General features: G+C 64.7%; 14 protein-coding genes and 1 pseudogene. 8 read left to right on the forward strand and 7 right to left on the reverse strand.

Annotated features, from left to right (window positions below; translation table 11 throughout):
- Positions 1-147: 147 nt before the first annotated feature.
- From ABQZ00_RS11785 to ABQZ00_RS11815, 7 genes are all read right to left on the reverse strand, one after another.
- Positions 148-531 (reverse strand): hypothetical protein, encoded by a 384-nt coding sequence (locus ABQZ00_RS11785; protein WP_323538248.1) that lies wholly within the window; start codon positions 529-531, stop codon positions 148-150.
- A gap of 8 nt (positions 532-539) precedes the next feature.
- The gene (gene zipA / locus ABQZ00_RS11790; RefSeq protein ID WP_323538247.1) at positions 540-1274 is read right to left on the reverse strand and encodes a cell division protein ZipA; all 735 of its coding nucleotides are present in this window, start codon (positions 1272-1274) and stop codon (positions 540-542) included.
- A gap of 56 nt (positions 1275-1330) precedes the next feature.
- Positions 1331-4834: a chromosome segregation protein SMC gene (gene smc, locus ABQZ00_RS11795; protein WP_323538246.1), complete on the reverse strand. Its 3504-nt coding sequence runs from the start codon at positions 4832-4834 to the stop codon at positions 1331-1333.
- A gap of 210 nt (positions 4835-5044) precedes the next feature.
- Entirely contained in the window at positions 5045-5494 is a 450-nt protein-coding gene (gene rplI / locus ABQZ00_RS11800; protein WP_055844660.1) for a 50S ribosomal protein L9, read from the reverse strand.
- Positions 5495-5757: 263 nt separating this feature from the next.
- On the reverse strand, positions 5758-5988 hold the full coding sequence (gene rpsR / locus ABQZ00_RS11805; RefSeq protein WP_005991243.1) for a 30S ribosomal protein S18: 231 nt from the start codon (positions 5986-5988) through the stop codon (positions 5758-5760).
- An 11-nt stretch (positions 5989-5999) separates the two neighbouring features.
- Complete coding sequence (gene rpsF, locus ABQZ00_RS11810; RefSeq protein WP_055844662.1) at positions 6000-6434, reverse strand: 30S ribosomal protein S6; 435 nt, start codon at positions 6432-6434, stop codon at positions 6000-6002.
- 478 nt (positions 6435-6912) lie between these two features.
- Positions 6913-7251 carry a HesB/IscA family protein gene (locus ABQZ00_RS11815; protein WP_055844665.1) on the reverse strand — a complete coding sequence of 113 codons (339 nt, stop codon included), beginning with the start codon at positions 7249-7251 and terminating at the stop codon, positions 6913-6915.
- A 187-nt stretch (positions 7252-7438) separates the two neighbouring features.
- On the opposite strand from ABQZ00_RS11815, the gene asnS reads away from it, so the two are divergent.
- The 8 genes and pseudogenes from asnS (at position 7439) to ABQZ00_RS11855 (ending at position 14041) form a co-directional block, all read left to right on the forward strand.
- Positions 7439-8833: an asparagine--tRNA ligase gene (asnS, locus tag ABQZ00_RS11820; RefSeq protein WP_323538245.1), complete on the forward strand. Its 1395-nt coding sequence runs from the start codon at positions 7439-7441 to the stop codon at positions 8831-8833.
- Positions 8811-9211 (forward strand): annotated as a pseudogene (locus ABQZ00_RS11825) (ADP-ribosylation/crystallin J1); the annotation flags it as partial. The gene asnS and the pseudogene ABQZ00_RS11825, both read left to right, overlap by 23 nt.
- Complete coding sequence (locus ABQZ00_RS11830) at positions 9208-9513, forward strand: hypothetical protein (RefSeq protein WP_323538244.1); 306 nt, start codon at positions 9208-9210, stop codon at positions 9511-9513. The pseudogene ABQZ00_RS11825 and the gene ABQZ00_RS11830, both read left to right, overlap by 4 nt.
- Positions 9510-9845: a hypothetical protein gene (locus tag ABQZ00_RS11835; RefSeq protein ID WP_115512033.1), complete on the forward strand. Its 336-nt coding sequence runs from the start codon at positions 9510-9512 to the stop codon at positions 9843-9845. The genes ABQZ00_RS11830 and ABQZ00_RS11835 overlap by 4 nt, the downstream gene beginning before the upstream one ends.
- Before the next feature lies 1 nt (position 9846).
- Positions 9847-10479 carry an FMN-binding negative transcriptional regulator gene (locus ABQZ00_RS11840; protein WP_323538243.1) on the forward strand — a complete coding sequence of 211 codons (633 nt, stop codon included), beginning with the start codon at positions 9847-9849 and terminating at the stop codon, positions 10477-10479.
- A gap of 93 nt (positions 10480-10572) precedes the next feature.
- On the forward strand, positions 10573-11235 hold the full coding sequence (can, locus tag ABQZ00_RS11845) for a carbonate dehydratase (RefSeq protein ID WP_055844683.1): 663 nt from the start codon (positions 10573-10575) through the stop codon (positions 11233-11235).
- A gap of 85 nt (positions 11236-11320) precedes the next feature.
- Entirely contained in the window at positions 11321-11851 is a 531-nt protein-coding gene (locus ABQZ00_RS11850) for a 3-hydroxyanthranilate 3,4-dioxygenase (protein WP_115528254.1), read from the forward strand.
- Positions 11852-11911: 60 nt separating this feature from the next.
- Entirely contained in the window at positions 11912-14041 is a 2130-nt protein-coding gene (locus tag ABQZ00_RS11855; protein ID WP_323538242.1) for an FUSC family protein, read from the forward strand.
- Positions 14042-14051 lie beyond the last annotated feature (10 nt).

Here is a 14051-nt window from a genome sequence, read left to right on the forward strand (position 1 = left end):
GCCGCGCGCCGTCAGGCCTGCAGCACCGACTGCTCTGCTGCCTCGCCTTCCGCACCCAACCCAGGCCCGCGCTTGCGCCGCGGGCGCTCAAAGGTACGCGCGCCGATGGCGCGCACGCAGCGTCTTATCGCCCGGTGGGGAGAGTGGCTACCGATCCAATCCGTCGCGCTGCGGTGCGCGCAGCGTGCGCTGTATCCACAGATAGCTGATGACGAAGGTCAGCACCATCGAGCCTGCATTCCACAGCAGCAGCTCACGCAACATCGGCGGGCCTTGCAGGATGTGCGCGTAGTAACGGCGATCGAACAACGCGATCGCATGCGGCAGGAACACGCTGATGAAGGGCGTCGGCACCGGCGCCACCAGCAGGGTGATGGCAGCGGCGAAACTGCCCACCACCCACGGCGAGTTGCGCGGGCGTTTGCGCAGTCGCGCGGTGATCAACGAAAAGATCCACAACAGCGGCATTGCCAGAATCGCCCACAGCACCAGCAGCAAGGCCACTGCCAACACGCCCTGCAGACTCAACATCGCTCAACTCACCAGCGCGGGGACTTGGTCAGCGGCGGTGCCTGGTGCTGACGATCGTAGGCACGTAGTTCGTCGCGGATATGCGCCACACGCTGGCGACCCAGCGCATTGCGGCTGTCGTCCAGCACCACGCCATCCAGCAACTCGGCCATGCGCTGCACGGTCGGCAGCATTTTTTCCCAGGCATCCAGCGCGGTCATCGGCGCCGGCAAGGTCAGGAAGAACGCAATCGCCGGGGTCTGCATCTCGCGGATGTTGGCCATGTCGAAACTACCCGGCTTGAGAATGCTGGCCATGCTGAAGATCGGCCCGCGCTCCGGATGCCCTTCCACCAGGCGGTGGAACACATTCATATGGCCGAACACCAGGCCGGTCTTTTCTGCGGCAACCACCACATCTTCGCCACGCAGGATCTGGCCGGCCTTGGCCGCCACGAACAACGACACGATCTTGTCGAAATCCTGGTTGGGGCGCTTGCCGACGTCGTTACCGCCGGCCCCCTCCTGGTCGTCCAGGTTGAGTTCGCTCTGTTCGGCACTGCCTTCGCTGCGCTCGAACGTTTCGCCATCGACACCCGCATCGCCGGAAATCACCGGCTCGCGGCGTTCGCGCGGTTGACCGTCGTCCTTGTCGACGCGACGCCCCTGCGGCGATTTCTTCGGGCGGCCGAACAGAAAAATTGCAGCGACCAGCAGCAATCCCGCGATCAGGATCCCGATCCGGATCATGGCCATGTCGGACATTCAGCGTGCCTCCGCATAAGAGTGACAGGTGTCATCATTCCAGCAAGCATGGCACGTCATGCCGCACCCGCCAAACGTGCCGCCTCTTCCAGGTCCACGCTGACCAGACGGCTGACGCCCGGCTCGCGCATGGTCACACCGGACAACTGGCGCGCCGCTTCCATGGTCGCCTTGTTATGGCTGACGAACAGGAACTGCACCTTCTCGCTCATCTCGCGCACCATGTTGGCCAGGCGGCCGACATTGGCTTCGTCCAGCGGCGCGTCCACCTCGTCCAGCAGGCAGAACGGCGCAGGATTGAGCTGGAAGATCGCAAACACCAGCGCCACGGCGGTCATCGCCTTTTCGCCACCGGACAGCAGCGAAATGCTGGACACACGCTTGCCCGGCGGGCGCGCCATGATGGTCACGCCGGTGTCGAGCAGGTCTTCGCCGGTGAGTTCCAGATACGCGTGCCCACCGCCGAAAAGACGCGGATATAGCGCCTGCACGCCGGAGTTGACGCGATCGAAGGTGTCCTTGAAACGGCCGCGGGTTTCGCGGTCGATCTTGCGGATAGCTTCTTCCAGCGTTTCCAGTGCGGTATTGAGGTCCAGGTTCTGCGCTTCCAGATATTCCGAGCGCTGCGCAGCCTCGCCGTATTCCTGGATCGCAGCCAGATTTACCGGCTCCAGGCGCCGCATGCGCCCGTCGATCTGGCTCACCGCCGCTTCCCACTCGGGCGCGTTGGCAGACTCGGACAGGCCGTTGACCACGTCTTCGAGCACGAAGCCGGCTTTGACCACCGCGGCAGACAACTGCTCGGCGTTGAGCACCAGCGCCTGTTGATCGAGCTTGCGCTGGCTGATGCGCTCGCGCTGCGCCAGCGCCTGTTCGTCGCGCTGCTGACGGGTCTGCTCGAAGCTGCGCAGCTCACCGTCGATGCTGTCGAGCAACGTCCGCGTTTCGCTGAGCACGCGCTCGGTGCGGACGCGCTCGCTCAATGCGGCCTGATGTTCGTGCTCCAGCGTTTCCACCGGCGAATCGCCGTCGCTGAGCTGGGAGACCAGATCTTCCAGGCGCGTATCGAGCTGGCCGCGCTGGCTGTCCATGCGCTCCAGGGTCTGGCTGAGCGAGGTGATCTGAGTGCGCTGCGATTCCAGCGTCAGCGCCAAGGCATGCATCGCATCGCGCACGCCACGCGCGGCATCGCGCGCCTGATCGCGCGCATCGGTGAGCTGGCGGCGTTCGTTTTCCAGCGCCTGCCGCGTACCTTGCAGATCGCCCATCAGGGTGACCGCGTCTTCGAGTTTCGCGCGGGCCTCGCGGGCTTGTTCGCGGCTGGTATCCAGCGTTTCCAGCAACTGCGACAACTCGTTTTCGATGCGCTCGATGCGCGTACGCGCTGCATCGACCTTGCCCTGCTGGCTCTGCAACTGGCCAGCCAGTTCGGACACGCTGCGGTGCGCCATGTATAGCTGACGCTGCGCATCTTCGCGCTGCTGTTCGGCGGCCAGCGATTGCTCGCGGAAGCTGGTGAGCCGCTGTTCGAGCTCGGCTTCGCGCTCCTGCAGAGTGTCGATCTGCGTGCGCAGTTCCTGGATGTCGCGCTCGCGCAGCAAGGCGCCCTGCTTGGCCGCGCCAGAGCGCGATACGCGCACCCAACCCTCGCCCAAGCGCTCGCCATTGCGGGTGATGACCGAGTCGCCTTCCGGCAACGCGGCTTGCAACGCGCGTGCGGCCTGCAGATCGTCGGCCGCATGCAGCCGCGCCAGCAACCGACGAATCGCGATCGGCCCCTGCACTTTGGCTGCCAATGAGGTCGGTGCAAAAGTGGCGGCATCGGTGGCGTTGGACACCAGCGCAATGCGGCCTTCGCCCAACTCGCCCAACGCGTCGACCAGCTGTTCGGGCGCCTCCACCAGCACGCCTTCGATCAACTGCCCCAGCGCGCTTTCGACGGTATTTTCCCAGCCGCTTTCCACTGTGATGCGCTCGCCAACACGCGCCGCCGAATCCAGCCCACGCGACTTCAGCCACGCCACCGCCGCGCCCTGCTCCTGACCGAGGGCGGCCTGCTGCAGGGTTTCCAACGACGACAGCCGACCGCGCGCGGCCTGCGCCTGCTTGCGCACCTCAGCCAGCTCGCCCTGGCTTGCCCGCTGTTGTTCCTGCAGACCGCCCAAGGCGTGCTTGCGCGCTTCGACTTGCTCGGTCAGCCCGTCCAGCGACGCCTTTTGGGTTTCATGGCGCAGCTCGACCTGCTCGAACGCCTCGGCCAGCGCATCCAGATCCAGCCCAGCCCGTTCGTTGACCAGCGCTTCGCGGCGGCGGTCGGCCTCCAGCGATTGGCGGTCCAGATAATCGACACGCGTGCGCTCCACTTCGCCGGCGCGCGAGGCTTCGCCGGTGTCGCGGTTATGGGTTTCCCAGCGCTGCTGCCAGTCGGCCAGCCGCGCCTCGGCTTCGCGCAGCGATTCCTGGCGAAACTCATGGTCCTCGCGCAGCTGTTCCAGCTGCGGTTCGGCCGCATCCACCGCTTCGCGCAGCACGGCCAGTTTTGAGGAGTCGCCACTGATGTGCTGGGTCAATTCCTGCAGCTGGCTCTGCGCCTCATCGCGCGCCTTGTGCAAGCGATGCGAGAGTTCGCGCTGGTGCTGGATCTGCTGTTCGATGCGCGCCAGCGCGCTGCCCACCTGGTAGACGTCGGCCTGCGCCTTGGCCACCGCTTCGGCCGCCTCTTCGCGGCGCACGCGCCCGGTTTCGATCCGCGCTTCGGCATCGCGCTGGTCGGCGATCAGCTGCTGCAGGCGGGTTTCTTCCTGATTCAACTTTTCGCGCAGGCCCTGCAATTGCCCATCCAGGCCGCGGTACTCCAGCGCCTTCCACTCCGCATCCTTGATCCGGCGCTCTTCCTGCAAGGCCTGGTATTGCTCGGCCTGCCGCGCCTGGCGCTGCAGATGCGCCAGCTGCTTGGTGATCTCTTCGCGCAGGTCGCCCAGGCGGTCGAGGTTTTCGCGGGTATGGCGGATGCGGGTTTCGGTTTCCTTGCGGCGTTCCTTGTACTTGGAGATGCCGGCGGCCTCTTCCAGATACACGCGCAGATCTTCCGGGCGCGCCTCGATGATCTGGCTGATCATGCCCTGCTCGATGATCGAGTAGCTGCGCGGCCCCAGGCCGGTGCCCAGGAACAAATCGGTAATGTCGCGACGCCGGCACTTGGTGCCGTTGAGGTAATAGGCGCTGTTGCCGTCGCGGCTGACCAGGCGCTTGACCGAGATCTCGTTGAACGAGGCGAACTCACCGGTGATGGTGTGATCGGAGTTGTCGAAGATCAGTTCCACCGTCGCCTGCGACACCGGCTTGCGCGCCGAGGAGCCGGAAAAGATCACGTCGGTCAGCGAGTCGCCGCGCAGCCGGCTGGCCGAGCTTTCGCCCATCACCCAGCGCACCGCATCGATGATGTTGGACTTGCCGCAACCATTGGGGCCGACGATGCCGGTCATGTTGGTGGGCAGGTGCAACGTGGTCGGGTCGACGAACGACTTGAAACCGGACAGCTTGATCGTGGACAGGCGCATGGGACGGACGGGTTCCGGGCACCGCGCGGACACAGCCGGCAGGCGCTTTTCCTGTGGAGCCGGCACCTAAGCCCTTGATCGGCAAGATCTGCAGGCCGTGGAACCGACAATGGGGCATGAGTATAACGGTGCCGTCGCTACGCTGCGGCTGGCCGTAAAAGACGAAGGGCGCCTAACAAGGCGCCCTTCGGTTCACACATGCAGCAAGGATCAGGCGTCGGATTCGACGATGACCTTGACCGAGGTTTCCACATCGGCGTGCAGGTGCAGCACAACGTCGTACTCGCCGACATTGCGGAATGCGCCTTCGCCCAGGATCACTTCGCTCTTTTCCAGCGGCAGGCCGGCAGCGGTGAACGCCTCGGCGATGTCGCGCGGGCCAACCGAGCCGTACAGCTTGCCTTCGGTGGACGCGTGCGCGCCGATGGTGACGCTGGCGCCTTCGAACTTGGTGGCACGGGTCTGCGCATCGGCCAGGATGGTGTTGGCCTTGGCTTCGTAATCGGCGCGCTTGGTTTCGAACGCTTCGACGTTGGCAGCGGTGGCCGGAACGGCCTTACCCTGCGGCACGAGGAAGTTACGGCCGTAGCCCGGCTTGACGCTGACCTTGTCGCCCAGATTGCCCAGGTTGGTCACTTTCTGCAGAAGAATCAGATCCATGGTGGTGCTCCGTTATTCGTTAGCGCTGGCACTTTGGCCGACGCAACGGGTGCTGTCCGAAAAGACGGGATTCGGGAATCGGGATTTGGGAATCGCAAGAGCACGATCAACACCGCATCTCGAATGACCGGTCTCTATCAATTTGATAACCCGCACAGGGATGTGCGGGCTACTGTGAGAACTCGCATGCAGCCGCATGGGCTCTTGCGAGGACTCACTTCATTCGTGCGGGCCGCTTTGAGCGCCCCGCAACGAACGACCGATCAAACGTCGTGGTTGTCCGTGTACGGGATCAGCGCCAGGAAACGCGAGCGCTTGACGGCCGTCGCCAGCTGACGCTGGTACTTGGACTTGGTACCGGTCACGCGGCTCGGCACGATCTTGCCATTCTCGGTGAGGTACTGACGCAGGGTGTTGAGATCCTTGTAATCGATCTCTTTGACGCCCTCGGCGGTGAACTTGCAGAACTTGCGACGACGGAAGAACTTGGACATGACAGCGCTCCTTAAGCGGCTTCGGCGTTGTCGCCGTCGGTATCGGTGGCGGCAGGTGCAGCGTCGCCTTCCTCGTCGTCACGACGACGACGCTCGCTACGCTCGGGCTTGTCGCCCTTCTCGTCCTTGCTCTTCATGATCAGCGACTGCTCGGTGTCCGGGCCATCGCGCTTGACGACCAGGTGACGCAGCACCGCATCGTTGAAGCGGAAGCTTTCCACCAGCTCGCTCAGCACGGCCTGGTCGACTTCGATGTTGAGCAGCACGTAATGCGCCTTCACCAGGTTCTGGATCGGGTAGGCCAGCTGACGACGGCCCCAGTCTTCCAGACGGTGGATGGTGCCGTTACCGCCCTCGATCAGCGACTTGTAGCGCTCGATCATGGCCGGGACCTGCTCGCTCTGGTCCGGATGGACCAGGAACACGACTTCGTAATGACGACTCATGTTGTTTTACCTTTCGGATGTGGCCACGTGGGCCGGACAGCTCCCCGGTGGTCCGCGCGAAGCGGCCGGTGGAGCAAGGGTTCCCGCCCGGAACCGGGCAGGAAGCAGGAAAGTATGGCAGTTCAAGCGCTTAGCCGCAACCGGCTAGCCTGGAAGCGGAACTCTAAAGCCCCTCTCCCGCCGGGAGAGGGGTTGGGGTGAGGGTACGGAGGCGATGCCCTAGCGACTTTCGACCGCGCTTGGCTTCGCCCCGTACCCTCATCCGCCCCTTCGGGGCACCTTCTCCCGAGGGGAGAAGGAAGCAAGCGCATGGCGCAATGCTAAGCCCCTTCTCCCGCCGGAGAGGGGCTGGGGTGAGGGTATGGAGGCGACGCCCTCAATACATTCACCAACCCGAGACTTATCAACAACGCAAGGCGTCGCCCGTGCCCTCATCCGCCCTGCGGAGACTTTCCTCTCGGAGGGAGAAGGCCGCAGATCAGCGGTGCTCGGCTTCGGTGGTGAAGCTTTCACCGCAACCGCACTCGGCGGTGGCGTTGGGGTTGCTGAAGGTAAACGTCTCGCTCAGCCCGTGCTTGCCGAAGTCGATGCAGGTGCCGTCCACCAGCGGCAGGCTGGTCGGGTCGACAAAGATGCACACCCCGCCCTGCTCGAACACCGCGTCGTCGTCGCGCTTCTCACGTGCCAGGTCGGTGATGTGGCCCCAGCCGGAGCAACCGGTCTTGGTCACGCCAAAGCGCAGGCCCAATGCACCCGGGGTCTGCTGCACGAAACGCTGCACGCGCTCCAGCGCGGCGGGGGTGAGGCTGATGGTCATGCGGGCACTCCAACACAATGGCGTCAAGTATAGGGGCCGACCAGTGGATCGGCATGCAGTCCAGATGGGGCCGGCCACGCGGGCACGCAAGCCGCTGCGCCACCACGCCTGTTCAGGTGCTCGCGCCAGCGCGGTCGCAGCCAGTAAACTCGCAGACCATTCAAGGTCGCTACGGCGAGGAACAGTCATGACGGTGGTCAGCGTTGAACATGCGCTTGCGGGCAAGCTCCCCGACGGCGGCGAAGTCACGGTACGGGGGTGGGTGCGCACGCTGCGCGGATCTGCCGGACTGGCCTTCATCAACGTGACCGATGGCTCGTGCTTCGCTCCGATCCAGGTGGTGGCCAACGACACGCTGCCCAATTTCGACGAGATCAAGCGCCTGACCAGCGGCTGCTCGCTGATCGCCAAGGGTGTGCTGGTGAAGTCGCAGGGCAAGGGCCAGTCGTTCGAGATCCAGGCCAGCGCTGTCGAAATCGTGGGTTGGGTCGAAGGCCCGCTCACCTACCCGATCCAGCCCAAGCCGATGACGCCGGAATTCCTGCGCGAAGTGGCGCATCTGCGCCCGCGCACCAATCTGTTCGGCGCGGTGACACGCATCCGCAACTGCCTAGCGCAGGCGGTGCACCGTTTCTTCCACCAGAACGGCTTCAACTGGATCAGCACGCCGATCATCACCACCTCCGATGCCGAGGGCGCCGGGCAGATGTTCCGCGTTTCCACGCTGGACATGGTCAACCTGCCGCGCGATGCCAAGGGCAACGTGGATTTCAGCCGCGACTTCTTCGGCAAGGAAACCTTCCTCACCGTGTCCGGCCAGCTCAACGTGGAGGCGTATTGCCTGGCGCTAAGCAAGGTCTACACCTTCGGGCCGACGTTCCGCGCAGAAAACAGCCACACCACGCGCCACCTGGCCGAGTTCTGGATGATCGAGCCGGAAATCGCCTTCGCCGACCTGGCCGAAGATGCGCGGCTGGCCGAGCAGTTCCTGAAATACCTGTTCCGCGCGGTGCTGGACGAGCGTGGCGACGATCTGGCTTTCCTGGCCGAGCGCGTGGACAAGAACGCGATCAGCAAGCTGGAAGCCTTCATCAATGCGCCGTTCGAGCAGATCGATTACACCGAGGCGGTGAAGCTGTTGCAGAACTCCGGCAAGAAGTTCGACTTCCCGGTCGAATGGGGCCTGGACCTGCAGACCGAGCACGAACGCTGGCTGACCGAAGAGCATATCGGCCGCCCGGTGGTGGTGACCAATTATCCCGAGCACATCAAGGCGTTCTACATGCGCCTGAACGACGACGGCAAGACCGTGGCGGCAATGGATGTGCTGGCGCCGGGCATCGGCGAAATCATTGGCGGCAGCCAGCGCGAAGAACGCCTGGATGTGCTGGATGCGCGCATGGCGCAGTTCGGTCTGGATAAGGAGCACTACAGCTGGTACCGCGATTTCCGTCGCTATGGTTCGGTGCCGCATGCCGGTTTCGGCCTGGGGTTCGAGCGCCTGGTGGTGTACGTGTGCGGGCTGAGCAACATCCGCGACGCCATCCCCTACCCGCGCGCGCCGGGCAGCGCGGAGTTCTGAGTGAGCACGGAGGCGGCCACCGTCACGATGTATCGCCCGTTGGGGCCGGAGGAATACGCCCTGGTGCGTGACTCCGGCTTCCGCCGCTGGCCACCGCGATTGCCGGAGCAGCCGATCTTCTATCCGGTCACCAATCAGCGCTATGCCGAAGAAATCGCATCACGCTGGAACGTCAAGGACAGCGGCGTGGGCTATGTGGCGCAGTTCGATGTGCTCGCCGCGGTCGTCAACCAGTACGCCATTCAAAAAGTCGGCGGCGCCCATCACACCGAGTGGTGGATTCCGGCCGAAGACCTGGACACATTCAACGAGGCGATCGTCGGCCTCATCACGATCATTGCCCGCTTCGATGCTCCGCCTGCCGAGTCCCGCACATGACCCTGTTCTTCGCGCTGTGTTTTGTCGGTGTCGCCGTTGCCGGGCTGACCGCGTTGCTGATCTTCTGGCCGCTGACCCTGGTGCACCTGCGCGACCGGCACTCTGATGTGTTGGCCAGCTTCGGCGACCCGGCCTTCATCAGCCCGACCGCGTGGCGCTGGTTGTTGGCGCGCCGCTACCGCAGCTACCGCGACAATGCGCTGTCCGGTCTGGCCACACCCGCCTGGCTGTCGCTGCTGACCATTTTTTTCGGCCTGGGCATGGCGGCCCTGCTCGGGCTGCTTTCCAAGGTACTTGCATGAACATCATCGACATCGACGCAGCACACAGCTCCGACGGCCGCGATCAGTGGTGGCTGGCCACCATCGGCCGTACGCTGATCTGGGCGCGCCTGCGCATCAAGGAAGCCGGCACTGCCGAAGTGCTGGACAGCGATGGCAAGACGTTGGCCTACGACAGCGAAGACACCGCACGTGCGGCCTTGTTCGATGCAGAATTTGTGGCATTGGACGGGCTGGACGAAGAAGATGCGCTGATCCGCGGGTTTTCGCTGCATGAGGTGTCGCCACCGCGCGGCGATAACGATGCCGACCTGCGCGAGCGCATGGTGGTGACCATGGGCGGCCGCGCCTGAGATGTACGCACCGCGCGCGTTCGCACAGACCGATCTGGCGCTGCTGGACTGGCTGCTGGCGCGTGACCCGTTCGTCACCCTGATCAGTCAGAGCGACGACGGACAACCAGCCATCTCGCACCTACCGGTGCTGTATCGGCGCGACGATCAGCAGGTGCTCATCGAGGGCCACTGGGCACGCCCCAATCCGCAAGCGCGCCATGTGGGCGATGCAGTGATTGTCGTGCAGGGGCCGCATGCCTATGTATCGCCCGGTTGGTATCTGGACAAGGAAGCGGCCGCGCGCGTGCCGACCTGGAATTACGCCATCGCGCATCTGCATGGGCAATGCACCGAGCTTGCCGATGAAGACGCGGTGGGCGAGTTGATCGGCCGGATGAGCACCCACTTCGAGCAACGCATCGGCAGCGACTGGCAGTTCGAGATGGAGCGCGACAGCCATAGTCGGCAATTGCGTGGGCTGATCGGCTTCCGCTTCGTGCCAAGCCGCATCGAACTCACCTTCAAGCTCAGCCAGAACCACCCGGCCGGCAATGTTGCAGCGGTAGCCGATGCGCTGGAGCAGCAACGTTCAAGCGATGCGCAGGACGTGGCCGCACTGATGCGCAATGCGTTGCGTGCGCGCCAGAGCTGATCGCCTTGTCATTGCGTTCGCGTTGCTGCACCACCGCTTTATGACCCGCCTCTGGCTTGCTTCCTCCCCGTCGTCATCTGGAATACTGCGCGCATGAACGAGCTCAACCATTTACTTGAAAACAACCGTGCCTGGTCCGAGCGTATCCGTCGCGAAGACCCGGAATTTTTCTCCAAACTGTCGACGCAGCAGACCCCGGAATATCTGTGGATCGGCTGCTCCGACTCGCGTGTGCCGGCCAATCAGATCATCGACATGGCACCGGGCGAAGTGTTCGTGCACCGCAATATCGCCAATGTGGTGGTGCATAGCGATTTGAACTGCCTGTCGGTGATCCAGTTCGCCGTCGACGTGCTCAAGGTCAAGCACATTCTGGTGGTGGGCCATTACGGGTGCGGCGGTGTGTTCGCCAGCCTGACCCAGAAGCGCATGGGCCTGGTCGACAACTGGATCCGCCACGTCACCGATGTGGCCGACAAGCACGAAGCCTGCCTGCACGATGCCGGCGATCTGCCGGTGCAGCATGCGCGGCTGTGCGAGCTCAACGTGCTGGAACAGGTGGTCAACGTCTGCCGCACCACCATCGTGCGCGATGCGTGGGAGCGTGGGCAGGAGTTGTGCGTGCATGGCTGGGTCTACAGCCTGCGCGACGGCCATGCGCACGATCTGGGCATGTCCATCGACCGCGCCGATCTGCTGCAGGAGCGTTACGACGCGGCACTGACGAAAATTCAGGCCGATCACGCCGAACGCTGAGTCGGCGCTGCATGTTTGACCGACCGCGGCGCCCATCGGCGTCGCGGTTGGCTATGCTGGAGGCCTTCTTCGCCGAGGAATGTCGATGCTGGTCCCGCCGATCAACCTGCATGCCTGGATCGAGCAATACCGCCACCTGCTCAAACCGCCGGTCGGCAACAAGTGCATCCAGCAGGATGGCTTCATCATCATGATTGTCGGCGGGCCCAACGCGCGCACCGACTATCACTACGACGAAGGCCCGGAGTGGTTTTTCCAGCTCGAAGGCGAGATGGTGCTGAAGGTGCAGGATGCGGGCGTGCAACGCGACATCCCGATCCGCGCCGGCGAGATCTTTCTGCTGCCGCCGAAGGTGCCGCATTCGCCGCAGCGCGCCGCCGGTTCGATCGGCCTGGTCATCGAGCGCGAACGTCTGCCGCACGAACAGGACGGGCTGCAGTGGTACTGCCCGCAGTGCAATCACAAGCTGTATGAGGCGATGTTTCCGCTAGGCAATATCGAAACCGACTTCCCGCCGGTGTTCGATCACTTCTATCGCTCGCTGGCACTGCGGACCTGCACGCAGTGCGGGCATTTGCATCCTGCGCCGGAGCGCTATGTTGCAGTCGATGCCTGAGTTGCGCTGGCGCCAGCGCATGCAATGCACACGCCGGCCGCACCCACACAAGCACGCAGCATGCTGCGCGCACTGATCGACCTCAAGCCGCGCGATGTGCCGCTGCGCGTGGCCTTGCGCAACACCGCAGCGGTCGTACTGCCGCTGGCGATCGGCGTGGCCACCGGGCATGTCGCCGCAGGCTTGGCGGTCTGCAGCGGCGCGCTCAACACCATGTTTTCCGATCAACCCGGGCCCTACCGCGCGCGCTTGCAACGCATGTTGATGGCGGCCCTGGCAGCTGGCCTGGCGGCCTTGTTGGGCGTGTGGGTCGGTCACAACACGCCTGCCCTGGTGATCGCCGGGCTACTGCTCGGCCTGGGTGGTGGCCTGCTGGTGGCGCTGGGCCCGGTTGCGGCGCGGGTTGGCCTGACCAGCATGATCCTGCTGGTGGTGAGTGCAGACATGCGGCTGCCGGTGGAACAGGCGCCCGGCGTGGCTGCGCTGATTTTTGCCGGTGGCCTGCTGCAGGTGTTGCTGGCCCTGGCGGCCTGGCCCTTGCAACGGTATCGCCCGGAACGCTTTGCGCTCGCCGACCTGATGCGCCAGTTGGCAGCAATCGCACGGCAACGCCCGGAAGCCAGCGCGGCACCGCCGGCAACCCAGGAAGTGCTGGATGCCATGGTGATGCTGCACGGCGAACACCGCTCACGCGCGATCGCGGTGCAGAGCTTTCGCATCATTGCCGAGCTCTGCGACCGCGTGCGGCTGGAGCTGCTGTCGTTGGCCGATGCGGACACCCGCCTGACCGACTCGCAGGCGCGCCCGGCGATCGAGCGCGTGCTCGAACGCAGCGCCATCGTGCTGGAGCAGCTGGCCCACACCATGACAGTAGGCGAGGATCCGGTGGCGGCCAACGCGTCGATGACCGGCTTCGACGATCTGGTCGGCGCGCTGGCACAGTTTCAGCACGACAACGCCGATACCCGCGAGCGCCGGCTGGTGCGTGTGGCGGTGGCCCGCGCGCAGGGATTGGGCGGGCAGTTGCGCGCGTTGATCCGCAACGCGCACTGGGCCAGCAGCCGCGGCGAAATCCAAGCGCAATTAGCCGAAGCGCGGCTACCGGCAGCGCTGCGCCCGGCCGCGACCTGGGCGACATTGCGGGCAAACCTGGATCTGTCGTCGGTGGCGTTCCGGCATGCGCTGCGCTGCGGCGTGTGTCTGGCACTGGCCATCGCCTTCCAACGCTGGCAACAGATTCCGCACGGTTTCTGGATTCCGATGACCACCGCCATCGTGCTCAAACCGGATTTCGGCGGCACGTTCAGCTTTGGCGCCTTGCGCGTGGCCGGCACCTTCATCGGTTTGTTGGTGGCCACACTGCTGGCCCATTTTGCGATGGATGGCGCCGGTATCCGCATGGCCTTGCTGGCGCTGTTCTGCCTGGGTTTTCGCTTATTGACTCAAGTGAACTACGGCATCGGCGTGGCGTTTCTCACCGGCATGCTGGTGCTGCTGCTGTCCTTCGAAGGCATGACGCCCGGTGAGGCGGTCGGTGCGCGGCTGCAGGCCACCGTGGCCGGTAGCGCACTGGCGCTGATCGCCTACGCGCTATGGCCGACGCGCGAGCGCCGGCATATCCGCGCCTCGCTGGCGCAGTTGCTCACGGCCTATCGCGAGCATCTGCACAACCTGTTGCTGGGCCAGATGGATCGGCTGAGCGACAGCCGCGCCGCCGCACGCGTGGCGCGCACCAATGCGCAGGCATCGATCGAACGCCTGCGCGGCGAGCCACGCAGCCGCCGCAATCTGCACGAGCTCAAGCTGGCCGAATCGCTGCTGGCCAATGGCAACCGGCTGATCCGCGCCACGCTGCTGTTGGAGGCGGTGCTGCGCGATGGTCACCCGTTGCCGTCGCTGGACGCACTGCCCGCCTTCGCCGATGACGCCGACCGGGCGTTGGCCGAGCTGATCACGTGCCTGAGCAACGGCGGCACGCCGGCTGCAGCCACGCTACGCAGCGCCGAGCGCAAACTCTCCGACGCGTTGGCCGCGCTGCCGGATGGTTCGCCAACCGCCGCCGCGCTTGCCGACACCATCGACCGCGTCACCGACAGCATCGGTACGCTCACTCATCTGCTGCGCCCTGCCCGACCGGCCTCGACCGAGACGCCTGCGGTGCATGACGGCGCGCAAGGTGCCGGAAGGTAAACTGCGGCAT

The organism is Xanthomonas sp. WHRI 10204, from assembly GCF_040202875.1.
Classification (GTDB): Bacteria; Pseudomonadota; Gammaproteobacteria; order Xanthomonadales; family Xanthomonadaceae; genus Xanthomonas.